Origin of the sequence: Paenibacillus sp. p3-SID1389, assembly GCF_025151705.1 — a bacterium.
GTDB lineage: Bacteria > Bacillota > Bacilli > Paenibacillales > Paenibacillaceae > Fontibacillus > Fontibacillus phoenicis.
Genome location: NZ_JALXVO010000023.1, coordinates 18,706 through 42,405 on the forward strand (window position 1 = coordinate 18,706; position 23,700 = coordinate 42,405).

Here is a 23,700-nt window from a genome sequence, read left to right on the forward strand (position 1 = left end):
AAAGTTTATAGGATATTTCCGCCAGAACGCCGGGGCTATAATAACAATACAGATTTTTATATCTAGATTGTTATAGGGGTTTAGGAGGAGGAGCGCAGATGAAGATCACGAGACATCCGGAAAATCCAATCGTGGTACCGGGCGGTTTTGAATGGAGAAAAGTAACCGTATTCAACCCGGCGGTGATCATCGATAACGGCAAATTTTATATGATCGAACGGACGGCGGGATCGCTGACACCGTGCAAAAACTACCTGGGGTTGTTGGAAAGCGAAGACGGTGTCCATTTCACCCACGTAAAGGACGAGCCCATCGTTACGCCGGACATGCTGGGGTTCCCGTACGGCAGCGTGCAGGACCCGCGGATCGTTAAAATCGACGATACGTTTTATATGAACTATGCGCTGCGTCCATGTGCAATGAGCTACTATCCGACGGGACGAGGCGTTCCAGAGCGTTCGATTCCGAAATACCCGGACGGATGGGGCGAGCAGGAAGGCCATTGGTTGACGCGTTCATCCATCCTTGCCTCCAAGAACCTGATCGACTGGGAATTCGTCGCCGACACGACGCCGCTGGACATCAATGACCGCGACAACATCCTGTTCCCCGAGAAGATTAACGGCAAGTTCGTGCTGCTGCGGCGGCCGGAGGAATACGTAGGCGAAGCGTACGGCACGGAAAAAGCGGCGATGTGGATCACCTACTCCGAGGATTTAATCCATTGGGAAGAGCCGAAGCTGCTGGCGAAAGCGGAGAACATGGCTTGGGAATCGCGCAAAATCGGAGGATCGACGCCGCCGGTGCGGACGGATCGCGGATGGCTCGTGCTCTATCACGGCGTGGACGACGAGGTGGTTTACCGCGTGGGGGCTATGCTGCTGGATCTGGAGAACCCGGAGAAGATCATCGCCCGCACGAAAAACTTCATCATGGAGCCGGAAACGTACTACGAAAAATTCGGCTACCAGATTCCAAACGTCATTTTCCCGACGGGGAATGTCGTCAAAGACGGGTTGCTCTACATCTACTACGGGGTAACGGATACCGCGATCGCGCTGGCGACAGTGCCGCTGGATGAACTCGTGGATTATATTCTGAATGAGCCGCAAGACTAAAGGTTGCCTTTGAATAACCGCACTAAAGCGGTTTTCAAAGAGTAAGACTTGCAAACGCTTCCCATAAATTATGTGAAAAAATATGACATGAATTTACGAGTTTGACAGGATATCCTTTAAAAATCGGCTGAATATTTCGGATATAATCGAAAATTTATGGGATATAGTCGATCGGAGTTGGCTTTTATAATAAGTCATATAACAGGTGTCGAAATAAAAGCGTTCATCTCCTGTTATGTTTATGGAAGTCATCAAAAATAACAAGAGAAGAGGGTTGATTATGGGCAAAACAAACAGAGGCAAGAAATGGGTATTGCTCGGTTTGGTTGCGGTGCTGACGCTGTTCGCGGCGGCCTGCGGCAAAGAAAACGCGTCAGGCAGTAACAGCACCGGCAACGCCGGAGGCGCAAACGAAGCGGAAACAATTACTTTGAACATGATGCATCCTTGGACTTCCCCGAACGTGGACAACGAAGTCTACAAAGCGCGGATCGCCGAGTTCGAGAAGACGCACCCGAACATCGTGATCAAGCAGGATGGCGTTCCATCCGCCCAATATAAGACTAAGCTGCGCACGCTGGCAGCCGCCAACAACCTGTCCGACATCAACGTCGTTTGGCCGGGAGCGGACTTGACACCGCTTGTTGCCGGTAATCTGCTTCAGCCGATCAACGATCTCATGGACAACTGGGGTTCGATTTTGCCAGAAGCCGCGCTTTCCGGATTTAACGTGGACGGACAACAATATGCGATCCCAACCAAACAAAACTTCGTAGATATCATTTACTACAATAAAGAGATGTTTAAACAAGTCGGCTATGATCAATTCCCTGACACCTACGATAAATTCATCGATGTAGTGAAAAAACTGAAAGCCGCGGGCATCACCCCGATATCTCTCGGCAATAAAGAACAGTGGCCGCTGCAATCGTCCTACATTTCGATCATTGGCGACCGGTTCACCGGAAGTGATTTCCTCCCGGCCGTGCTTGAAGGCAAAGCGAAATTTACCGATCCCGAGTTCGTAAAAGCTCTTTCGGTCATTGACGAGTTGAGTAAACTGGGCGCCTTTAATACGGATGCCAACAACATGGATTCCGTTCAAGGCCAGGACTACTTGATCCAAGGGAAAGCAGCGATGCATATTTCCTCCGCTACCGTTGACGCAAGAGTGCGGATTAACAACGAAGAGGGAGATAAATTTGGCATCGCCTTGTTCCCAAGTGTCGAAGGCGGTAAAGGCGATCCGAAGAAGAGCGCAGGTATTGTGCAATACGGCATTGCAATTAAGAGCGGCCTAGATGAGAAGAAGAAAGCAGCTGCTGAAGAGTTCTTGAAGTTTTTCGTCAACGAAGATTTGTATAAAGAACTGATTCGCAACGGGGTTGTCGTGCCAGCGAAGGTGGAAATTCCTGATGACGCCAGCCCGTATCTGAAGGAAATGCTGGCGCTGACCGGTAACGGAACCGCGCCGGTGTTCGACAGTGTCATTCCTACGCAGGTAGTAGACGTCTTGCAAAACGGACTGCAAGCGTTGACCGTAGGCCGCGGCACACCGGAAGAGCTGGCGAAGGAAGTTCAGGAAGCGATGGATAACTACCGAAATTGATCTCTTGAAATTGATCCTTCAATATCGATGCGTGATAGAAAACCCGATCCCCGGGTTTTCTTCATTCATCGGTGTTGAATCTACATTACGACATAAAGGAGGGAACCCCTGATGCAAACGTTACGAGGTGCGAAGCTGGCCATATTTATTGGTTTATTACCTGCCCTGGTCATCTATCTGGGGATCGCCATTGTACCGATTGGCGTGTCGCTGTACTACTCGTTAATGGACTGGAACGGCATCGGATCGATGAAGTTCGTTGGTCTGGATAATTTCGTGAAGATTCTGGGTGACGACATCTTCTGGCTGTCCGTCAAAAATAACGTCATCATTATGGTGACCGGCCTGATCGGCCAAATCCCGCTTGGGTTATTGCTCGCACTGTTGCTGAACCGCGGCCTGAAGGGCTCCGGGTTCTTTCGAACGGTAGGCTTTATGCCCGTCGTCATCTCCTCTGTCATGGTGTCCTTGATTTGGGGCATGGTTTATAACACGGAATACGGGATGTTAAATAACCTGCTGGGCATCGTGGGTCTCGATAGCTGGAAGCAGAACTGGCTTGGTGACGATCGTTGGTCCATGCTGTCGATCAGCCTTGCGTATATCTGGCAGAACTGTGGACTATATATGGTTATTTTTCTGGCCGCATTGCAAAACATTCCCGATGAGGTCAACGAAGCTGCCGAGCTGGATGGGGCCACCGGGCTGAAACGCACCTTCCGTATTACGATCCCGATGATTCGCAGTACGCTGATGGTTGGGGTTGTCTATAGCATCAGTAACTCCTTCCGCGTTTTCGATTTGATTCAGATCTTGACGGGCGGCGGTCCGGCGCACCAAACCGAGGTCATGACCATCCATATGTACAACAGCGCCTTTATGAATATGCGCTACGGATACGGCAGCGCAGTAGCGATCTTAATCCTGCTGTTCAGCTTGATCGTAATCTCGATCGTCAATCGCCTAGGCCGAGAAAAAGATGCCTAAGGAAAGGAGGGAATGGCCATGAGCATGAAGTCTGTAGGCTTCCGAATTTTGGCATACACTTTTTTAAGTCTATTCGCTATCATGAATATAGTCCCGCTGTTCTGGATGGTCGTTAACTCTTTCAAAAATGAACAGGAATACGCAGCCAGCCCGTTTTCGCTGCCGGAAGCCTTGCATTTTTCCAACTACGCGGAAGCGTGGCAAGTCGCGAATATGAATGTGTATTTTCTAAACAGTCTGTTTGTTACCTTTGCTTCATTAGCAGTCACCGTATTTTTAGGAGCCTTGGCCTCCTATTTCCTATCGCGGTTTCAATTTCGACTGCGCGGCATCACTTACGGCGTATTTCTGCTTGGCATGCTCGTACCGATTCATGCAACATTGATTCCGATTTTTCTGATCATGCAGAAATTGCACCTGTTGGATACACATTTATCGTTGATTTTGCCGTATACGGCGTTCCACCTATCTTTAACGATCATTATTCTGGAGGGCTTCATGCGGGGATTCCCCAAAGACCTGGAGGAATCGGGCGTCATGGATGGCGCGGGTATTTTCCGAATCTTCTGGTCGATCATCCTCCCCATTACAAGACCTGCAATGGCTACCGTTATCATCCTCAACTTTATCTATAACTGGAATGAATATTTGTTCGCATTGGTATTAATCAGCTCGTCGGAGCTCAAGACGCTGCCGCTTGGCTTGGCCAACTTCGTCGGCATCGAAACGGCGAGTCTTACGTTGCAAATGGCAGCGCTGACGATGGCGCTGATTCCGATCATTATCTTCTATTTATTACTGCAAAAACAACTGGTTACCGGCATGACGGCAGGGGCTGTCAAAGGGTAACCGAGGTTCTCATAGGCATCATGACCGGACGGAGGCGAGTGCGATGGCAAGCTACAAAAGGTTTCTCGGCAGCTTTGGCTTAAAGCGAAAGGCGCTTGTCATTTTCCTCATCTTCGTGATTTTGCCGACGTTTGGCGTTGGCGTGGTCGTGCAAATTCAATTTAACGAGGTGCTGCGGGATCAGTTCATCAATTCCACGAAGCGGAACCTTGATAATGTCGCTGGCCAGCTTGGCGAGCAGACCAAAATGGTGGAGGATATCGCCAACTATTTGATTTTAAGTCCGGATATGCGTAACTTCCTGCGCACCTCCCCTCCGCTAAGCAGTGAACAACAAGCGGTACTGAAGCGGAACATTGAGGATTTTCTGACGTTTCAGCTGATGTCGAAGGGGTATATTCGTTCCATCGAGATTCACGGGTTTAACGGCAGTTCGATTGAAATGGGCGAGCCGTTTCGTGGCGACGAATCGAAATGGGAGGAGGCCGCCAAAGCTCGAAAAGGCGGGATTACCTGGACCGAAGGGTATACGTTGCATAGCGATTGGAACGGCGAGGTTCGGGTGTTGTCGATGTTCCGCATTCTCAACTCCTACAGTCAAATCACCCTACCGCTGGGAAGGTTGATTATTCGTCTGGATGAAGCGAGCATAGTGGGCTTGCTGGAGAAAGGGATCTTTAAGGACGGTACTGGGAGCGTCTTTATCGTTAGCCCAGAAGGCCAGGTGATTTTAGGGACGACTCAACCGTTGCCGGAAGCCCTTCACCCGGATGCGTCGTTGCTGGACAAGCTGTCGTCCTCCGGAAAGGGAGATCTGACCTGCGAGGTGAAAGGTCAACGTTATTTAACTTTATATAAAAGTATGGAGAACACGGATTGGACACTGGTCGCCATGATTCCCGAAGCGAAGGTTTCTGAGGAGTTCCGCGGCATTAAAGTGACGATGCTGGTCATCCTAACGGCGATTATGATGCTGGGCTTAACCGCGTTGATCGGCTTTCATTACACGATCATTCGCCCCATTTTGCGGTTGAAAAAAGAAACCAGCAAAGTCACCTACGGGGACTTTAACGCCCGGGTTCCGGTCAATTCCAATGACGAGATCTCCGAACTAAACCGCAAGTTTAACGAGATGGTCGCCACGATCCAACAACTGATTGAGCATAAATATAAGCTGGAGTTAAGGGAGCGGGAATCCGAGCTGAAGCTCCTGCAAAACCAGATGGATCCGCATTTTTTGTACAATACGCTGGATATGATTCGTTGGACGGCACGCTTGGAGCGGGCATCGAAATCGAGCCAACTGATCGAAATGCTGTCGAAATTTTTTCGCTCCAGCATGAATAATGGAAGCTACCAAACCACGCTGCGCAAAGAACTGGAATTTGCCCAATCTTATTTGTACCTGCAGCAGCGCAGGTTAGGTGAGAAGAAGCTGAAGTATTCCCTATTTATCGAGGCGGGCATAGAGGACGCCGTAACGTTGAAAGCTACACTACAGCCATTAGTGGAGAATTTCATCAAGCACGGCCTGGACCGCAGCAAGCCGTATGGCGAGGTAAACGTACGCTGTTACGCCCGTCAAGGCGAAATTTGGGTGGACGTCATCGATAACGGCAAGGGAATGGATCCCGGTAAAGCTGAGGCGATCCGAAACGCGCTGGAGCGGCGAGGAGCCGGCGGAACCCGGGAAGGGGCCTTGCTAAACATCCATGAAAGACTAACGATTTTTTACGGACAGGAGTACGGTTTGGAAATTGTCGATACTTCGGCCGCAGGCACGTGGGTACGGCTTCGTTTCCCTATTGCCGAGCCCGGCCATCCGGGAGGTGAGCCCTATGAATCCTAATGTTCGAGTCATGAATGTAGCACCTGCTAATGCAGGTAAACTTGTGAAAATGCTGATTGTGGACGATGAAGCTGTCATTTGCGAGGGGTTGCGTTATACGATCGATTGGTCGCAGCTAGGCGTGGAAGTCGTAGGTGAGGCGTATGATGGATTCGAAGCGCTGCGGCTCATTGAAGAGTACGGAGCCCAGCTGGTGCTGTCCGACATCCGCATGGACGGCATGGATGGGCTGGAACTGGCGAAGCAGGTACGGCAACGCTATCCTGAGGTGCAAATCGTCATTATCAGTGGTTATGAAGATTTCGAATATGCGCGCCAGGCGATCCGGGTCGGCGTAGGCGACTACTTGCTGAAGCCGGTAGATATTGAAGAATTGAGCTCTGTCGTGAAAAAAATCGTTGCCGCCATCCGCACCGGCGGCAAGGAAGAGAAGACGCGGGAGATCGAGTTGTGGCTGTCGGGCATGGCCCGGCACGGGATGGCGTTCGGCCAGGAGCCTCCGGCTTCGCTGAACGGCGCACAATTCCGCATTGCAGCGACTCAGCTAGCTGAATTCCACGAACATTTCGCCAATATGGAGGCGGAGAGATACGCAGCCGTTCAAGAGGCTTGGCTACACGGTTTGCAACGTGCTCTGGAAGGCAGTCCATTCCATGCCGTATCCGTCTTCGACCATGAAAACCTGCTGATGACCTTACTGGCAGCGGAGAGTCGCATCGAACCCGTCGTGTGGGATGAGTGGGTGGCAAAAGCTATTGGTTCGATCAGCCTTGGAACAGGGGAGCAAATTTATGGCGGGATTTCCACCGTGTACGAGGATTTGGGGGAGACCGCAGTTCGCTGTGCCGAAGCGTTACGCCTGCTGACGTTCCATGTATTGGACGGCCGACAAGTCCTGACGCCCAGTTATGGAGAGGCTGTGATGTCCGAGCGGTCGTTGCCAGCCTTCGATAGTGGAGAGGCAGTGCAGTGTCTCGTATCCGCGTTATTCAAGCAGGATCGGGAAGAAGTTCACCGATTGGTGGAGGACATGTTCCATTTTTTCCGGGAATCGGGTTATCTTCTGCCGGAGGCTTGGAACCTGTATGAGGAATTGTTTGCCCTGCTCCGCCAGCGCTTGCGCAAAAGCGGGATGACCGGGTTGGACTACGCCCGCCGGGGGCAGCCGGACCCGAATATATATAACTCCTATGCCGGACTGGAAACGGTAGTGATCGAGGATATGGAGGAGCTGCAGCGATTAATCGATCAGAACGGAATCGACAAGTCTTATTGGATCGTTGAAAAAGCGAAAAAGTACATCATCGAACGTTACCGCACGGATCTTAAGGCTTCCGAAGTTGCGGCTTGGCTGAAAATCACACCGAGCTATTTCAGTTATATTTTTAAGCAAAGCACGGGAAAAGGGTTTACGGAATACATGAACGAGATGCGGATTGATCAAGCCAAGCATCTGCTTGCCACGACGCAAGATAAGGTATTCGAGATCGCGGACAAGGTCGGCTATAAAGAGTATAAGTATTTCGTGTCCGTGTTTAAAACCTATACGGGCATGACACCGAAGGAATACCGCGGTCTGCGTGTCAGCAGGGAAATGTCTGGAGCCGGGGGGAATACGGATGGAAATTTATAAGCTGTCGTCCGCTCCGATAGAAGAACGGGTAGCGGATTTATTGGCCCGGATGACGCTCCGGGAAAAGGTTGGACAGCTGAATCAGCGGATGTACGGCTGGGACGCCTACAACCGTCAAGGAGATGCGTTTGAGCTGACCGATGCTTTTAAGGACGAAGTGGCCCGAGGCGGCGGGATGGGCGCGCTGTACGGCTTATTCCGCAGCGATCCTTGGTCTGGCGTGAATTACGCGAACGGAATTGCAGCGGCGGACAGCGCGAAGGTAGCGAACATGGTGCAGCGGTATGTGTTGGAGCATACCCGGTTGGGCATTCCCGTCCTGTTGACGGAAGAGTGTCCGCATGGCCACCAGGCGTTGGACGGAACGCTGCTGCCGGTGAATCTCGCTGCCGGAGCCACCTGGAATCCGGAGCTGATGGTACAGGCCTACGCTCGGGTGGCGGCGGAAATCCGCAGCCGCGGGGCGCACGTCGGGTTGGTCTCGGCGCTTGATATTTTGCAGGAACCGCGTTGGGGGCGTTCCGAGGAATGCTTCGGCGAGGACCCCTATTTGGCTGCCCGCTTTACGGAAGCCGCGGTACGCGGAATGCAGGGCGAAGACCCGCTCAGGCTGGATGCACCGAACCGCATTGCGGTCGTCCTGAAGCATTTATGCGCCCAGGGGGCAGCTCAGGGCGGGCGTAACGCAGGTCCGGCGGCCATCGGGCCGCGAGAACTGCGGGAAATCCACCTTCCAGCGGCACGGGCAGGTGCGCTCGCCGGAGCTGCTGGCTTTATGGCGGCCTATAACGAAATCGATGGTGTGCCCTGTCATGCCAACCGCGATTTGTTGACAGGCATCCTGCGAGAGGAATGGGGCTTCGAAGGCCTGGTGATGGCGGATGGCTGCGCGGTGGACCGGTTGCTGGCGCTTACCGGCAGCCACGAGTCCGCAGCGGCGCTGGCGCTGTCGTCCGGTGTAGATCTTAGCCTATGGGATACCGCTTTTACCACGTTGGAGGAGGCGGTTCGTCAAGGGCTGGTTTTGGAAGCGGATATCGACCGGGCGGTAGCGCGCGTCCTGAGGCTGAAATTTCGGCTGGGCCTGTTTGACAAACCATACGTGCCGGAGTTACGGGCAATTTCCGTGGTGGGGTGTCCGGATTTCCAGAAGATTAATCTGCAGGTTGCCCGTGAGTCGGTCGTGCTGCTGAAGAACGAAAGAGATCAGTTGCCGATCGTTGGCCAGCCGCGTCGGATTGCGGTGATTGGTCCGAACGCCGATCGCTTGTACAATCAACTGGGCGACTATACAAGCGTCCAACGTGAGGGGACCGGCACGACGGTGCTTCAGGGCATCCGTGCGTGTGCACCGCAAGGTGTCGACATCGTATACGCCTTGGGTTGCGGGATTCGCGATCGCTCCAAGGCCGGGTTCGCGGAAGCGGTGGCTGCTGCGAAGGAGGCGGATCTGGCGATTCTTGTGCTCGGCGGGAGCAGCGCCCGAGAGTTCGGGGGCGAGTTCGAAGACAACGGAGCTGCGATCGTCAAGGAGGGCAGCCCGTCTGAGATGGATTGCGGCGAAGGCGTAGACCTGGCCGATCTGTCACTCGGCGGGGTCCAGCTGGAGCTCGCCGAGGCAGTTGCCGCCACGGGCACTCCCGTCGTCGCCGTCATCATTCAAGGCAGGCCGCATGCGCTTGGCGAGGTTGTTGAACTGTGCGATGCAGTCCTCTGCGCATGGTATCCCGGAACGGAAGGCGGCCGGGCGATCGCCGAGATCCTATTTGGGAAGGTGAACCCAAGCGGGAAACTGCCGGTGACGTTGCCGCGATCCTCCGCCCAACTTCCGATATATTACAACCAAAAGGATCCAGGACGGATCCGAAATTACGTCGATATGCCTTCTGCACCGCTGTATCCATTTGGCTATGGCCTGAGCTATACGCAGTTTATTTATGCCAAGCTGTCTTTATCCAGGACTGCCGTCTCGACGACTGCGCTTGAGAACGGGGAGCGGGTCATGGTGCAGGTGGAGGTCAAAAATACGGGAGCACGAAGCGGTGCAGAAACCGTCCAGCTGTACATTCGAGCTCGGGAATCGGGGATCACCCGGCGAATCGCCGAACTAAAAGGTTTCACCAAAATCGAGCTCGCCCCGGGGGAAATCCGCACTGTTGAATTTAGCCTGGGGCGGGAAGAGCTGGGGATTTGGACCCGGGAGATGCGTTTTGCAACGGTTCCATGTAAAGTCACGGTAATAGTTGGTGGCAGCAGCCAAGCCGCCCTTTCAGCCGATTTAACTGTGACGGTTTGATAACGCGAGTACAAAGTTCATAAGCCACAGCGCGAGAGTCCAAGGTGTCAGTCAGGATGCTCGCGCTGTATTAATTTCTGGCTCCCTCCTGTTTTTGGGCGCCTTTTACACCATTATCCCGTTTGATCCGTCAGTTGGTACCTCCATACCTGGCATACCCCCATACTTCCATACCTCCGATGCTTCCGTGCTTCCATTTCTCCGCACTTCTGTACCTCTGCATCTCCTAACTCCGCAGCTACATATCCTTCATATTGCCTTACCCAACCTGCTCCCTTAACAAAAGGGATAATGATGCAAAAGGCAACCCGAAACCCACCTATACCCCCTCGACAACCGCCCTGCCTTCAACAAAAAATCCTCCCTACTTCCATCTATTCGTTGACTTCGCCAATGGCTGTCCATACAATACTTAAGAAAGCGCTTTCTTTCATGAAACGACGAAAATGCATTCGATGTGGGAGTGGTGAAATGAGAGGAAATTGGTACCGACGGATGCTGTTATCGTACTTTCCCATCTTTTTGATCACGGTGGCGGTGTTGTTTTTTATCTTCGTGATTATCGTTAGCGATATCTCGTACAAGCAGACGGTCAAGGCCGACCGGATCACAACGGATTATGTGGTAGGGCGGCTGACCAGCTCGCTGAAAGGCATCGAAATGGACGTGCTGGAGGAAGTCGAAAAAAACAAACGGTACGAGGATTTCCTAAACGTGGCGCTGACCGAACAAGACAGCCAGATTATCTTGGATGTAGCGGCCAGCATCCGCGAAATGGCTTCTCGGGACAGCCTGATCGAATCCATTTATATTTTCCGGATAAAAGATCGAAAAGTGCTAACGCGCAGCGGGCTGATGGATTTAGATACGTTTGCCGACCGCGCTTTCGTCGAAGCAGCCTTAACGAAGCTGGAGGATCGTAGCTGGTCGCCGATCCGCAGCTACCGGGAGTTCAGCTCGGATCAGGGGAAGCGGGTGATTTCCAGTTACAAGCGAGAGCCTCTTCCTTTCGGTGATGATGGGCTGGTCGTCATTAATCTCGATATGTATGCAATTGAGCGAATGATCCGCTCCATGAATGATAGCGAAGTCTCCTTTCTGGATGTTCGCGATGCGTCCGGCGAGCTGCTGTTCTCCACGCGTTCCGCCGACATGCCGCAGGGAGAGAAGAGCCGCGTTGTGAATCGGGTAACATCGGAGGTGCTCGGATGGCAGTTCGAGAGCGGCCTTGCCGCCGGGCAGCTGTTTACGTGGGTCTCCTTTATCTCTTATATCTGGGTTGTGCTTGGGATTGGGACGGTGGTTGCCGCCCTGGTGTATTTGATTTTTATTACCCGAAAAAATTATCAACCGATCCGAGCGATGGTAGGCCGCATCGAATCACTGCGGCAGCGTGAGGACGAGCTTGGATTAAAAATGGATGAGCTGTCCATGATCGACCAGGCGCTGGAGGATTTAATTCGGCAAGCCGCGGATTACGAGAAGCAGCAGCGCGAGAATCTGTTGATTAGCCGCCGCCAGCTGTTTTATGACCTGATGCAAGGCGAGACCCCGGACATGCTGGGGGATCGTCTGAAGAAGCTGGGCGTGCAGCCGAAGGAGGAGCCGCTCCAATTGGCATTTGTCCTCGTGGAAATTAGCAACTACCCTGACTTTCGCAGCTCGTTCTCCGAACGGGATCAGCATACTCTCAAGTTTGCACTCACAAACGTTCTCCAGGAGCTGGCGCAAATCGATGGGCTCTACGGCTGGGCGGAATGGATCGCTGAGGATCGATTGGGCATGATCGTGGGCGTTGACCAAACCCATGAATCGGCGGCGCAGGCCATCCGCGGGTTTGCGGACAAAGGGAAGGCCTGGGTCGAGCAGCATCTGCGCTTTTCCTTGCGATTCTGTGCCGGTCATGTCGAGCGCGATTGGCAACGAATCGACCGATCCTACAAAGCGGCGCTTGACGTCTTACAGCACAAGCTGTCGTTTGGTCAGGAGGCGATCCTCCTGAGTGAAGATCTGCCGCAGCCTGCCGACCGCAGATGGCATAAGGATGTGATGATGATTTCCGAGCTGGTGCGCGATATCCGGCACTTGGACGGCGAATGGCGTATGCGTCTGGATCAGTGGTTCGAGCAGATGGCAAGCGATTGCCTGAAGGACGAGGATATCCGGATGCTGCTGCAGATGCTGATCGATATGCTGGGGTACGAGTTGGCGTCCCTTTCCGGAGAGCTTCGCGACTATTTTCACGGCCCAGAGATGGAGAAATTGCAAAATGACGTGAAAATGGCCGGCACCCTAGAACAGATAAAATCGTTATATTCTGATTACTTAACCGGGCTGTACCGTTTATATGTGGCACACAGCGAAACCAAAAACCACCGGGCGATGGTGGGCGAGCTCAAAACCTATATCGAGGAGAACTTTGAAAACCCGGATCTCTCCTTAAAACATATCAGCGATCGTTTTCATATTTCGGCGAAGTACGCGAGCTATTTGTTTAAGGAAGAATTCAACATGAAATTTGTTGACTTTATCGTTCAGCTGCGCATGGAGCGGGCTCAGGAGCTGCTGGCCGAGACCGACGAGACGATCCAAAACATCTCCACTCGCGTAGGGTATGCGAACTCGATTACCTTCGGACGCGTATTCAAAAGGGTTGTTGGCGTGACGCCAGGCGATTACAGAAGGCTCAAGCTCAAACCTGCGAAGTCCCGGCATTCCGAGATATAGCGAAATAAGTTTATTGCGGGAATTTGCTTTATTTTTCCGTAATCTGGATATTTGGATGGCGGTTTATCCGCCCGAAACTAGTTTATTGCTGCCCCATCCGAGCCATGGCATACTTGGGTCAATCTGGACGGGGGCGGCAGCCGCAGTGAAAAAGTGCGAATCCGCGAATTCACGTCTTGCGTCTTCCGATCAGAGGATACATCTATTCGAAGAGGGGATGAAGAAAGATGAGGAACAAAAAAAGATCAGGGTTGGCTATCACTACGGTTATTTTGATTACTTCCTTGTTGTTTACAGCCTGTTCGTCTTCGTCGAATTCGAAATCCAATGATCCCAGCGGTGCTTCGCAATCGGGCGAATCGAACGGCAAGAGGGTCACGCTGAAGGTTGAGGTGTTCGATCGGGGTAACTCGCCGGCCGGATCAACGATTACCGATAACTACTTGACGAGATACGTACAGGAGAGCTTCGGAGATCCGAATAACATCGATGTAGAATTTGTACCGATTCCCCGTTCCGAAGAAGTCGAGAAGCTGAACGTCCTGATGGCGAGCGGCAGCGACGTACCGGACATTGTGTTCACGTATGACACCAACACGTTTAATCGTTATGCCTCCCAGGGCGGCTTGACCGATCTGGCTCCGCTTCTTGAACAATATGCCCCTAATTTAACGGCTTTCCTCGGCGAAGAAATCTTGCAATACGGCCGGTATGAAGGCACGCAATATGCAGTTCCTGCCAAACGTACGCAGCTGGGTAAATATGCTTCCTTCATCCGTCAGGATTGGCTTGATAAGCTGGGACTGCCCGTACCTCAAACCACAGAGGAGTTATACAATGTGCTGAAGGCCTTTAAGGAGAAGGATCCCGGAGAAACGGGCGGTCAAGTCATCCCAATGGTCATGACCGTAGCCAACGCTCAATATGAACCCCTTCTCTGGTCCTTTATCGAACCATTAACCGAAGAACAAACCTATACCTTGACCCAAACGCTGGGCTCCAATGATTATCCGACGCTGCTGCCAGGCTTTAAGAACGGCCTGCAATTTATGAATAAACTCTACAATGAAGGCTTAATCAGCAAGGACTTCGCGCTGGATACGGACAAGAAAAAACTAGGCGAAGACGTATCCTCGGGGAAAGTTGGTTTTTTCAGCGAGGACGATGTGAATCCATTCTATGAAAACGGCTCCTACGCCACACTCCAGAAAAACGTTCCCGGCGCCATTCTCAAGTCGGTAGACGTCTTCACGAACTCTGAAGGCAAGCATGCCAAACCGATGTACAACCCGAACGGCATGTACATTATGATTCCGAAATCAAGCGAACGTGCCGTGGAAGCGATCAAATATTTGGAGTGGATGGCTTCGGATGACCACCTGTTCCATATGCAAAACGGCATCGAAGGCGAGAACTACACCATGGTCGACGGTGTTCCGGTTGCTATAGAGAATCAAACCGAGGAAGCGTTAAACCGCTTGTATAACAGCGGCGATATGGCGATTATCTCCAACGGCAAGCAGCTGGGCAGCGATGAATTAAACCTGAAAGCTCGGGCGATGCAATTCCCGACAAGATATCAGAAGGATGTTGCGGAGGCTCAAGCGATCGCCAATACGGATCTGATTAAGCCGGTCGTGATGAGTAAACCGATTGAAGCGCAGACGAAATACGGGACCACGTTGCAGGAGAAGTTCCACGAAATGCTCGTGAAGGTGACGATGGCAAAGCCGGAGCAATTTGAAAGCGTATACGAAGCGATGATGAAGGACTACATGGCCAGCGGAGGCCAAGCGATCCTTGATGAGCGCACAGCTGTCTACAAAGAAATGCAATCCAAATAAATCAAGTTGGGTCATTGCGGGGATGGGGTGTGCCTCACCCCGCAGGCAGCCTAACGCATCAGGGAGGGGACCGCTGTGAGCTGGAAAGTTTATATCCGCAGATATTGGCAGTTATACGCGTTGCTTGCGCTGCCGCTCGCTTATTTTTTGATTTTCCGATATGGCCCGATGTACGGGATTCAGATTGCATTTAAGGATTTTAACTTCTTCCAAGGGATCGGGGGCAGCAAATGGATTGGGTTTGAGGCGTTCCGGGAAGTGTTTGGGATGCGGGACTTCTATCTGACGCTTCGCAATACGCTGATGCTGAATTTCTTGGATTTGCTCGTTTCTTTCCCGGCCCCGCTCATTCTGGCCATACTGCTCTACGAAATGCAGATTCAATGGTTTAAAAAGCTGTCGCAAACGATTCTTTACATCCCGCATTTTATCTCCTGGGTGATCATTGGCGGGATTGCCGCGCAGGTGTTCGGGACGCAGTCCGGGTTGATCAACAATGTGATCACCTCGATGGGATTTGAGGCGGTTCCTTTTCTTACGGAGAAGAATATCTGGCTGGTGACTTATTTGCTTATCGGCATGTGGCAAAGTGCAGGCTGGGGGACGATCATCTATTTGGCGGCGCTCACGGGCATCAACAAAGAGCTGTTCGAAGCGGCCAGCATTGATGGAGCCGGTAGATTGAAACGAATCTGGCATATCACACTTCCCGGATTAAAATCCACCATCGTGATGCTGCTGATCATTAACTTGGGCCATTTGATTACGATTGGCTTTGATCGGCCATATGTGATCGGCAATCTTGCCGTTCGCGAGTATTCCGATGTACTCAGTACGTTCGTTTACCGCGTTGGGCTGCAGTCTGGACAGTACACGATCGCCACGGTAGTTGGCTTGTTCCAGGCCGTTGTTGGGCTGGTGATGGTGCTGTCGGCCAACCATATTTCCAAGAAGCTTACCGATGAAGGGATCATATAGGAAGTATAGGGAGGTTTAGGAGGTATGCACGTTGATGAAAGGAGCGGACGGACGTGAAAGAACAAACCGCTAATCGTGTGTTCGATGTTGTCAATTTTGTCGTGATTGCTGTCGCCACGTTGCTGTGTCTTGCTCCATTTATTCATATTCTCGCCGTTTCTTTAAGCTCAGCAGGGCCGATTCTGTCCGGGAAGGTCAGCTTGCTCCCGGTTGAACTGACGTTTGATTCCTACAAACAAGTATTCACCGATCCGTCGATGATCCGCTCTTTGGGATTTACGGTGCTGTTGACGGTTTTGTATACGCTGCTTTGCATGCTGATGACGATTGCCGCCGGATACCCTTTGTCCAAGCGGAAGCTGAGAGGCCGTAGATTCTTTATGACGGTCGTCGTGATCACGATGTTCTTCAGCGGGGGGATCATCCCGGAATATATTTTGGTTCGCAGCTTGAACCTGTTGGATTCGATCTGGGCGCTGGTGCTTCCAGGACTCATTAATCCATTTTACTTGATCATCCTGATCACTTTCTTTAACAACATTCCGGAAGGCTTGGAGGAATCGGCGGAGATCGATGGCAGCAGCCATTTTCGCACCCTGATCCATATCATCCTGCCGCTGTCGCTTCCGGTGATTGCGACGCTGAGCTTGTTCTATGCAGTTGGACGTTGGAACGGATTTCAGGATACGTTGATGTACATTAACAGCCCGGAGTTGTACCCGCTGCAATTAAAGCTGTATCAGATGATCCAAAACAACATGATTTCCGATCTGCTGGCGGCGGAAGGCGCTGGTGCGGTGACGAAGCTCGTTTCGGAAGGCTTGAAGTCCGCGAGCGTGATGTTCGCGACGATCCCCATCCTGCTCGTATACCCGTGGCTGCAGCGTTATTTCGTCAGCGGCGTTATGCTTGGCGCGGTGAAGGGGTAACGGGAACGGTTAGATCTTACGATGCTGTGGCAGCGCGGAAGGGGGAGGTGGGTTGGAAATGGAAATCTACGACAAGCTGGTGTCCATGAACGACGAGTTTGCGCAAGCGGCGGTGGAGCAGCAGGTTCTTGATCCGGCCAGCCGATTTTATGGCGGGGTGATCGACCCGGCAAACGGGATCGCCTGGCCGAGCCACGGCGGAACGCCAAAGGATATGGCCATCTGGGCATGCGCTCTGGTGAACGAGGATTCTCGGTTTTATCACGAGGAGACGCTGCTAAAGCGTTTGGAGCTGGCGGCGCAGTTTATGCTGCGGTCGCAGCATGCCGACGGCTCGATTTCGCCGCCCTGGACCAATCTGCATTCGCCGCCCGACACCGCTTTTGTGGTGAGCGGACTTGCGCAGGTCTATGAGCTGCTATGTACTCATGCGGCCGAATATGCCCCGGTTCGTAAAGCGGCAGAGGATATTCGCCTCTTCCTGGAGCGGACGATTCCGGTGCTCCTGACGGGCGGATGCCATACGCCAAATCATCGGTGGGTATTGTGCTCGGCGTTAGGGTTCATGTACAAGCTGACCGGACGGTCGGAGCTGAAGGAGCGGGCGGAAGCGTGGCTCGCGGAAGGAATCGACTGCACGCAGGACGGCGAGTGGACCGAGCGCAGCAACGGGATCTATAACGCGGTCAGCGACATCGTCTTGATTTTTGCCGCCGAGCAATTGGAGCTTCCCGAGCTGCTCGAACCGGTCCGCCGCAACCTGCGGATGATGGCGTACTTGATCCACCCGGATGGAGAGGTGGTCACGGATTATTCCGGACGCCAGGATTTTGGCAGTCCGTTTGATTTAAGCGGGTATTTCCTCGCCGCCAAATGGCTCGCGTACCGCGACAAAGACCCGCTCTTCGAGGCCATCGCCGAGTTGGCCGGCCGTTCGCTAAGGCATCCGGGCGGCTTGCCGAACCATGCGCTTCTGGGATTGCTTCGTTATCCTGAGCTCCGTCAGCCGGCGGTCCCGCCTGTCCCTTTGCCGGAAGACTATCGGGTCGTTCTCAACCGCAGTTTTCCGCGTGAACACTATTTAAGCGGTATGGAGGCGGCCGGGCATCACGGGCGTATTTATCACAGCAAGCTGCATCCCGATTTCGGCGCGCCGATCGCTCGGCATCGTCACGGGAAGACGAGTGCAACCGTGATGGCGGAAGCGAATTCCTTCTTTGCCTTGCGACACGGCAACGTGCGGCTGCTGGCGGTGCAGCTTGCATCTGCGTTTGCGCCAGGGTACGTGAAACTGGAGCAGATGGAGGAACTGGAGCTAGAGCAGGGAAAAAGCCAGGAGCAGTCGCAGAAGCAAGGGGAGGGACTGTTGAAGAAGCAGGCGGCTGAGGAGATACAGGAGCAGAGGAATGTGCAGGGACAAGGTAAGGCGCAGGAGAATGAGCAGGAGCGAGGGCTAAGGGCAAAGTCAGGCTACCGTTTAACTGCAACGGAACGAAAGGGATACTATGCCCCTGTTGCGAAGGAGCTCTTGCCCGAAACGGCTAGAGGGCCGGTGAGTCCCTGGTATTTGCTGCCCCATCATCGGCGGGAAGTTACCCATGAGCAGCAGCATCGGGTCGAAGTCGAGGTCTTGGAGACCGCGGAGGGATGGAGCCTTCGCGTTCAATGCGCTCGCGAGGAGCCGATTTTGACGCAGCTTACGTTCCTCTTTGGCCAGGAAAGCGAGATGACGGGCGGCGAGGCGGTGGAACAAGCGGAAAACGGCATGTTGTTCTGGAAGCAAGGCAAGGTCCGCTTATCATCCGGTGAGGATTGGATTGAGCTAAATGGCGGCGTGATGGAGCATAAGGCCGCGGGGCTTAATAACACCGGAGTTCCCGTCAATTGCCGGGCACTCGTCGTCAACCTGTTGACGCCTTATGACCGGACGTTTGAACTCAAGCTGTCACACTAAACAAAGACATGGCTATGGATAGAAGGGAAGGAGACATCAACTTGGGCGAATATATCGAGGATCGGGAGAGTTCCTATTATTGGTTCGGTGACGAAGACGAACGGATTTTGGAAGTGATCGCCGCAAGGTATATCGGGGCGAATCCGCCGATCCCGTTTGCGCTGCGCACTTTCTCCAAAACGGGAATTTTGCAGACGGCAGAGGGCTTGTATGACATGGACTTTCCCGCCAAGCTTCCGCATGCGGAGGATGGTGATTACGTCTATGCGTACGGGCTGGTCTGGAGTGACGGGGAGCGGGCGATCGACGGTGTCTTGGAGCCGTTGGGGCCGGTGCGGCTGTTCGTAAACGAGAAGTTGGAATACCGTTCTACGGTTGTTGACGAACTCGACCCCAAGGCGCGAATTAAGGTGCCGCTCGTATTCACCTCGGGCTGGAACACACTGCTGATCGAGGCGCGAAAAACTCCCTCCGGCTTCGGCTGCCGGTTCGGGGCCGATGAAGCGAAGGTACGGATTCTGCAGGTCTTAGCCCCGTTTGCCGACCGGCAGGGGAGTGCTGGCTGGGTGTATTCCGAGCCGGTGAAGACGGCCTGCTTCGGTGGAAGCGACCAAGGCCAGGCTTATCCGGATTGGCAAGGATCTGAAGCGGCGACTGGGTTGAAATGGTTTCCGGCAGTAAAATGGCCGGAACAATCACAAGGACTGCCGAATCTGGAACGAATCTGTGGCAATCCGGCTCAGCCTGCAGCGGCTTATGCCTGGAGCTCGGTCCGTATCCCGGCCTCCGCCGATCGCATCGAGCTGAGCGGAACCGTTCGGGGAACGACGCACATCTGGGTGGATGATAGTCTTGCCACCACGGTTACGGGCGGCGGACCGTTCCATGTTCAAACCGAGGTTCAGCCGGGAGTTCGGCAGATCCTGGTGCGAACGGAAAACGCAAAAGAAGGCTGGGGCTTCGAGCTGGCAGCGGAAGCCGGTGGGAAGCCGCTGGCTTTCACTGAACCGGTGAAGGTTCATGGAAATCCTGGCACGTGGTTGTACCTGGGCCCCCTTCCGGCGGAAAGGATGCTAAAGCCGCAAGAGGTCCGTACGTTCAAGAAACCGTTGGACGGCTTAGGCGGCTGTATTTACTGGGCGGTGGATGCTCCGGAGACGCGCGTCCGGCCTTTTTACGAGAATGCGATGTTAAGCAATAAGTGGACGACCGAAGGGGCAACTAATTTCGGACGCTGGGATTATCCGCTGGGCGTGACGATGTATGGTTTGCTTCGCACGGCGAAGGAATTGAACCGCCCGGACATCCGGCAGTATGCACTCTCCCATATTTCCAGTTGCACAGAAATGTATGAATACTCGTTATGGGACCGGGAGGAGTACGGTTTTCCGGGGATCAACCATCAGCTCGTGTTGCTGCGGATGCTCGATAATTGCGGATCCTTTGGATCCGCGATGCTGGAGGCTTATCTGGATGGAGCGGAGCAGGCCGAGTTCCGCAAGATTGCGGACACGATCGCCGATTTTATGCTGCATCGGCTGGAGCGGCGGGAGGACGGAGCTTTTTACCGGCGTTGTGAAGGAGAATATTCGGCCGATACGATGTGGGCGGACGATTTGTATATGAGCGCCCCGTTTCTCACCCGTTATTCGATGGTGACGGGTGAGGCTGACGCCATCAATGAAGCGGCGAAGCAGTTTTTACGGTTTATGCGTTATTTGTATATGAGCGATCAGCAGGTCATGTCCCATGTTTATGATTTTAAATACGGCCAACCAACCCTAATCCCTTGGGGGCGGGGGAATGGCTGGGTACTGTTTTCGTTAAGCGAGCTGCTGGAGCGGCTGCCCGAAACGCATGAGGATCGGGAGGAGCTGCTGACGATGTTCCGTGAATTAAGCCAAGGCATTGCCGCACTTCAATCCGATTCCGGGTTATGGCACCAGGTCCTCAATCGGCCAGATGCGTATTTGGAGGCTTCCTGTACCGCGATGTTCGTTTATGCCTTTTCACGTGGCGTCCGCTTCGGTTGGCTTGATCGTGAGGGGCCTTACATCGAGGCGGCGCTTAAAGGCTGGAGAGGGCTCGCCGCGCAGGTGATTGACCGCCAGGGCAATGTACATGGCGTTTGCAGCGGTTCCCGGTATTCCTTCTCTCCGGATTATTATATGGAGGATCTGCGGACGGTTCGAAACGACAATCACGGCATCGGCATTATGATGCTGGCTGCTGTGGAAGTGTTGCGGTTGAAGGCCCTGAGGTCTAGCAAGGAAGGAAGATGAAAGATGGCGAGCAGCATGCTGGAGCAAATGACACCGGAGCAAGTGTTTTTGGTGAAGCAGGCGATGGAGGAGATGGATCGTCATTATGACGAGGCAAAACACATGCTGCGAAATGCGGAGGACGGGCGGAGCGAGTGGCATTCGACCCGCGGCAGTGCGCACTACGCTGTCGGTTTGTTGATCCGGAACGGTGAAGGAGATGTGGAACGTGCCTGCGCCGTTTTGGATGAGGTGTTGAACCTGCAATTCGATGCGCCGGACGAAATTTTCCACGGCACGTTTAAAACCTCCCCGCAGGCTGCGGACCCTCCCCGGGGCGGTTATCCGTGGAAGCGCTTCGGGCCGGGCTTCGCGTACTACGTTACAAGCATGTTGGAGAAGATCTCTGATCATCTGGCCGAGGAGCTTGGCGCAGAATGCGAGGGGAGAAAAAACGTAAGAAGGAAGGACGTGGAGGAAGCCTTGGCGAGGGCCGCCGATCGGGTCATTCCCCCAGTCTGGAGGAGCTATGACCCGAACTGGCGGGAGTTTATCGCCTGCGCGTTTGCGGTGATTTTGGAGCATTTCGAGCCCCGGTTCCCTCGGGAGCTGGTCCGGCGCATGGATGAAGCGATGATCAAAGCCGTCACCGGCTCCATCGACCGCAGGCTGTCGGATGCGGTGCCGATGAATACGAACATCGAGCTGATGCATCTGTTTATCACCCATTATTACGGGTATCGTTATGGCAATGAAGCGTGGATTCGTCATGCTGACCATGAAGCCGATCGGTTCCTTGAGGAATTCGCCGAATTCAACACTCTCGCGGAGTTTAATTCGACCACCTATTACGGAGTCGACCTCACCGTGCTCGGCTTAATCCGTAAATTTGCTCGAACCGATCGTTTCAAAGCGATAGGACATACGATTGAACAGGCTTTGTGGGAGACGATTGCGTTATTTTATCACCCGGGCTTGGAAAATATGGCTGGCCCCTATGCCCGTGCCTACGAGATGGAGATGACCGCCCACAGCTCGATGGGAGTGTTCTTGTACCTGGCGTTTAGCGAGCGGTTGAAGCATCTGGCCGCGGTCAATTGTGAGACGGGGCATGATCCGATGATCGCGCTGGTTGGCGTGGATGTGCCGGAGCATGTAAAGCCGAAGCTGATTGGTGAGCCGGAGGAGCGGATGGTGAACCGGCAATATCGCGAGCTGTGCGAAAGGGATAAACCTGGCGAGAACCGCTTCGTGTGCACGGCAACCGCATGGCTGGGGCGAAACCTGATGATCGGCGCGTGTTCGGGCAGCCGCAATACGAACGGCCAACTGCATCCGGCGACGATGCACTGGCGGAGCGATGATGGAGGCCGCTACTCGTTACGGTTGATCCGCCGGGAGCCGGAGAGCAGCTGGAACACCCATCTGCGCGGCTATTACGTTGATGCGGAAGCCTCGCCGGGCAAATTGACCGCCTCGGTGACCTTGGAGACCGGCAAGGCGCTTGATGTCTATTTCGAGGTGTGCGGCCCTGCGGTGACCGCAGCGGGCGTGACCTCCTCGGCCTGGTCTTTCCCCGGATTGTCGCTCCATGTGGAAGCTGCGGCTCCGCAGCCGATCGTCCGGGAACGGGACGGCTGCGTGGAAATCATTTATCCCTATCGCCCGGCATCGCAAGAGGCCGTCTCGCATATGGCATTCAAACTGGAGGTCACCCATTGAAACTGGAAAAATAAGCCTTGCAGCCCATCGCTGCAAGGCTTTATTTCATTTCCCGGAAAGTGCTGGGGGATTGGCCGGTCACCTTCTTGAACAGCATGGAGAAATATTTGTCGTTCCCGTAACCCACTCGGGCGGCGACTTCGTGAATCGGCGCATTGGTTTCCCGGAGCAGGCGCTTGGCCTCTTCAATCCGGCGGTTAATGAGGTAGTTGACGGGGGAATCGCCGAGTTCTTTTTTAAAGAGATGAGATAAATAGTGCTGGCTCACGTAGAGGGTATCGGCGATCTCTTTGAGCGTGATGCTGCGGGTGTAGTTCTTATCGATGAACTGCTTGGTGCGGACGGTAATTTCGTTCTTGTCCTTCAGCGGATCAAACGGATGCTTCACGTCCACGATCCGGTACAGAAGCGTGATCAGCGACATGAGCAGGTTATTGCTGAGCGTTTCGTATCCGAGCACTTGGGAGTCGCATTCCTGGAGCATTTCTGACAGGTAGCTCTCCACCTTGTAGGCGTATTTCTCGCACGGGATGACCGGGTCGACGGAGGCAGGCAGCAGCTGTCCCGGTGGTACGCCGTCGATATGCACGTTGCCAACGCCGCAGTAAATGACCTTAAACGGTTCAGTGCTGATTGAACGCTCTTCATGCGGGACGCCCGCATTATAGACAGCGACATCCCCGGGATGCACTTCATAGATTGTGCCGCCGATGCGGAATTCCCCGCGGCCTTCGACGATATAAAGGATCTCGCAATAGTCGTGGATCTGCGGCGGCGCGTAGAAGCGGCGCTCGTCGACGACCTGGCCGGCGTAGAGTAATTCGGGCGTTTTTTTGAAACGAAAACGGTCGCTTTTGCGATAAGGAATTTCGATTTTCGGCACGATGGGTTCCTCCCGAACATTGGATAGCTCCATTATAGCGGATGTGAGGCAGGATGGGAGG

General features: G+C 53.6%; 15 protein-coding genes. 14 read left to right on the forward strand and 1 reads right to left on the reverse strand.

Translation table 11 applies throughout. The features are described from left to right. The first annotated feature begins 98 nt into the window (after window positions 1-98). From M3G15_RS11510 to M3G15_RS11575, 14 genes are all read left to right on the forward strand, one after another. A complete protein-coding gene (locus M3G15_RS11510) occupies window positions 99-1,118 on the forward strand; it encodes a glycoside hydrolase family 130 protein (protein WP_009224249.1) in 1,020 nt (339 codons plus the stop codon). Between the two features lie 280 nt (window positions 1,119-1,398). Then, window positions 1,399-2,727, forward strand: a complete 1,329-nt coding sequence (locus M3G15_RS11515; RefSeq protein ID WP_260070977.1) for an extracellular solute-binding protein — start codon at window positions 1,399-1,401, stop codon at window positions 2,725-2,727. 111 nt (window positions 2,728-2,838) lie between these two features. Continuing rightward, entirely contained in the window at window positions 2,839-3,714 is an 876-nt protein-coding gene (locus M3G15_RS11520; RefSeq protein WP_260070978.1) for a carbohydrate ABC transporter permease, read from the forward strand. A gap of 12 nt (window positions 3,715-3,726) precedes the next feature. After that, a complete protein-coding gene (locus M3G15_RS11525) occupies window positions 3,727-4,563 on the forward strand; it encodes a carbohydrate ABC transporter permease (RefSeq protein ID WP_009224246.1) in 837 nt (278 codons plus the stop codon). A 43-nt stretch (window positions 4,564-4,606) separates the two neighbouring features. Next, entirely contained in the window at window positions 4,607-6,412 is a 1,806-nt protein-coding gene (locus tag M3G15_RS11530; RefSeq protein ID WP_260070979.1) for a cache domain-containing sensor histidine kinase, read from the forward strand. Next, window positions 6,402-8,045 (forward strand): response regulator transcription factor, encoded by a 1,644-nt coding sequence (locus M3G15_RS11535; RefSeq protein ID WP_260070980.1) that lies wholly within the window; start codon window positions 6,402-6,404, stop codon window positions 8,043-8,045. The genes M3G15_RS11530 and M3G15_RS11535 overlap by 11 nt, the downstream gene beginning before the upstream one ends. After that, on the forward strand, window positions 8,032-10,341 hold the full coding sequence (locus M3G15_RS11540) for a glycoside hydrolase family 3 C-terminal domain-containing protein (RefSeq protein WP_260070981.1): 2,310 nt from the start codon (window positions 8,032-8,034) through the stop codon (window positions 10,339-10,341). Before M3G15_RS11535 ends, M3G15_RS11540 begins: the two co-directional genes overlap by 14 nt. Window positions 10,342-10,812: 471 nt before the next feature. Continuing rightward, window positions 10,813-13,068: a helix-turn-helix transcriptional regulator gene (locus M3G15_RS11545; RefSeq protein ID WP_260070982.1), complete on the forward strand. Its 2,256-nt coding sequence runs from the start codon at window positions 10,813-10,815 to the stop codon at window positions 13,066-13,068. A 227-nt stretch (window positions 13,069-13,295) separates the two neighbouring features. After that, window positions 13,296-14,912, forward strand: a complete 1,617-nt coding sequence (locus tag M3G15_RS11550) for an extracellular solute-binding protein (protein ID WP_260070983.1) — start codon at window positions 13,296-13,298, stop codon at window positions 14,910-14,912. A 75-nt stretch (window positions 14,913-14,987) separates the two neighbouring features. After that, window positions 14,988-15,890: an ABC transporter permease gene (locus M3G15_RS11555; protein ID WP_260070984.1), complete on the forward strand. Its 903-nt coding sequence runs from the start codon at window positions 14,988-14,990 to the stop codon at window positions 15,888-15,890. A gap of 53 nt (window positions 15,891-15,943) precedes the next feature. Next, entirely contained in the window at window positions 15,944-16,819 is an 876-nt protein-coding gene (locus tag M3G15_RS11560; protein WP_260070985.1) for a carbohydrate ABC transporter permease, read from the forward strand. Between the two features lie 58 nt (window positions 16,820-16,877). Further along, on the forward strand, window positions 16,878-18,773 hold the full coding sequence (locus M3G15_RS11565; protein ID WP_260071001.1) for a hypothetical protein: 1,896 nt from the start codon (window positions 16,878-16,880) through the stop codon (window positions 18,771-18,773). Window positions 18,774-18,814: 41 nt separating this feature from the next. Then, entirely contained in the window at window positions 18,815-21,055 is a 2,241-nt protein-coding gene (locus M3G15_RS11570) for a glycoside hydrolase family 88/105 protein (RefSeq protein WP_260070986.1), read from the forward strand. Window positions 21,056-21,058: 3 nt separating this feature from the next. Further along, the gene (locus M3G15_RS11575) at window positions 21,059-22,756 is read left to right on the forward strand and encodes a hypothetical protein (protein ID WP_260070987.1); all 1,698 of its coding nucleotides are present in this window, start codon (window positions 21,059-21,061) and stop codon (window positions 22,754-22,756) included. Window positions 22,757-22,796: 40 nt separating this feature from the next. Here M3G15_RS11575 and M3G15_RS11580 read toward each other — a convergent pair whose 3' ends face one another. Further along, window positions 22,797-23,639, reverse strand: a complete 843-nt coding sequence (locus M3G15_RS11580; protein ID WP_260070988.1) for an AraC family transcriptional regulator — start codon at window positions 23,637-23,639, stop codon at window positions 22,797-22,799. Between the last annotated feature and the right edge of the window lie 61 nt (window positions 23,640-23,700).

Excerpts from the sequence above, each read along its gene's own strand:
- M3G15_RS11510 (WP_009224249.1), top strand. The coding sequence starts at position 99 with ATGAAGATCACGAGACATCCGGAAAATCCAATCGTGGTACCGGGCGGT.
- M3G15_RS11515 (WP_260070977.1), top strand. The coding sequence starts at position 1,399 with ATGGGCAAAACAAACAGAGGCAAGAAATGGGTATTGCTCGGTTTGGTT.
- M3G15_RS11520 (WP_260070978.1), top strand. The coding sequence starts at position 2,839 with ATGCAAACGTTACGAGGTGCGAAGCTGGCCATATTTATTGGTTTATTA.
- M3G15_RS11525 (WP_009224246.1), top strand. The coding sequence starts at position 3,727 with ATGGCCATGAGCATGAAGTCTGTAGGCTTCCGAATTTTGGCATACACT.
- M3G15_RS11530 (WP_260070979.1), top strand. The coding sequence starts at position 4,607 with ATGGCAAGCTACAAAAGGTTTCTCGGCAGCTTTGGCTTAAAGCGAAAG.
- M3G15_RS11535 (WP_260070980.1), top strand. The coding sequence starts at position 6,402 with ATGAATCCTAATGTTCGAGTCATGAATGTAGCACCTGCTAATGCAGGT.
- M3G15_RS11540 (WP_260070981.1), top strand. The coding sequence starts at position 8,032 with ATGGAAATTTATAAGCTGTCGTCCGCTCCGATAGAAGAACGGGTAGCG.
- M3G15_RS11545 (WP_260070982.1), top strand. The coding sequence starts at position 10,813 with ATGAGAGGAAATTGGTACCGACGGATGCTGTTATCGTACTTTCCCATC.
- M3G15_RS11550 (WP_260070983.1), top strand. The coding sequence starts at position 13,296 with ATGAGGAACAAAAAAAGATCAGGGTTGGCTATCACTACGGTTATTTTG.
- M3G15_RS11565 (WP_260071001.1), top strand. The coding sequence starts at position 16,878 with ATGGAAATCTACGACAAGCTGGTGTCCATGAACGACGAGTTTGCGCAA.
- M3G15_RS11575 (WP_260070987.1), top strand. The coding sequence starts at position 21,059 with ATGGCGAGCAGCATGCTGGAGCAAATGACACCGGAGCAAGTGTTTTTG.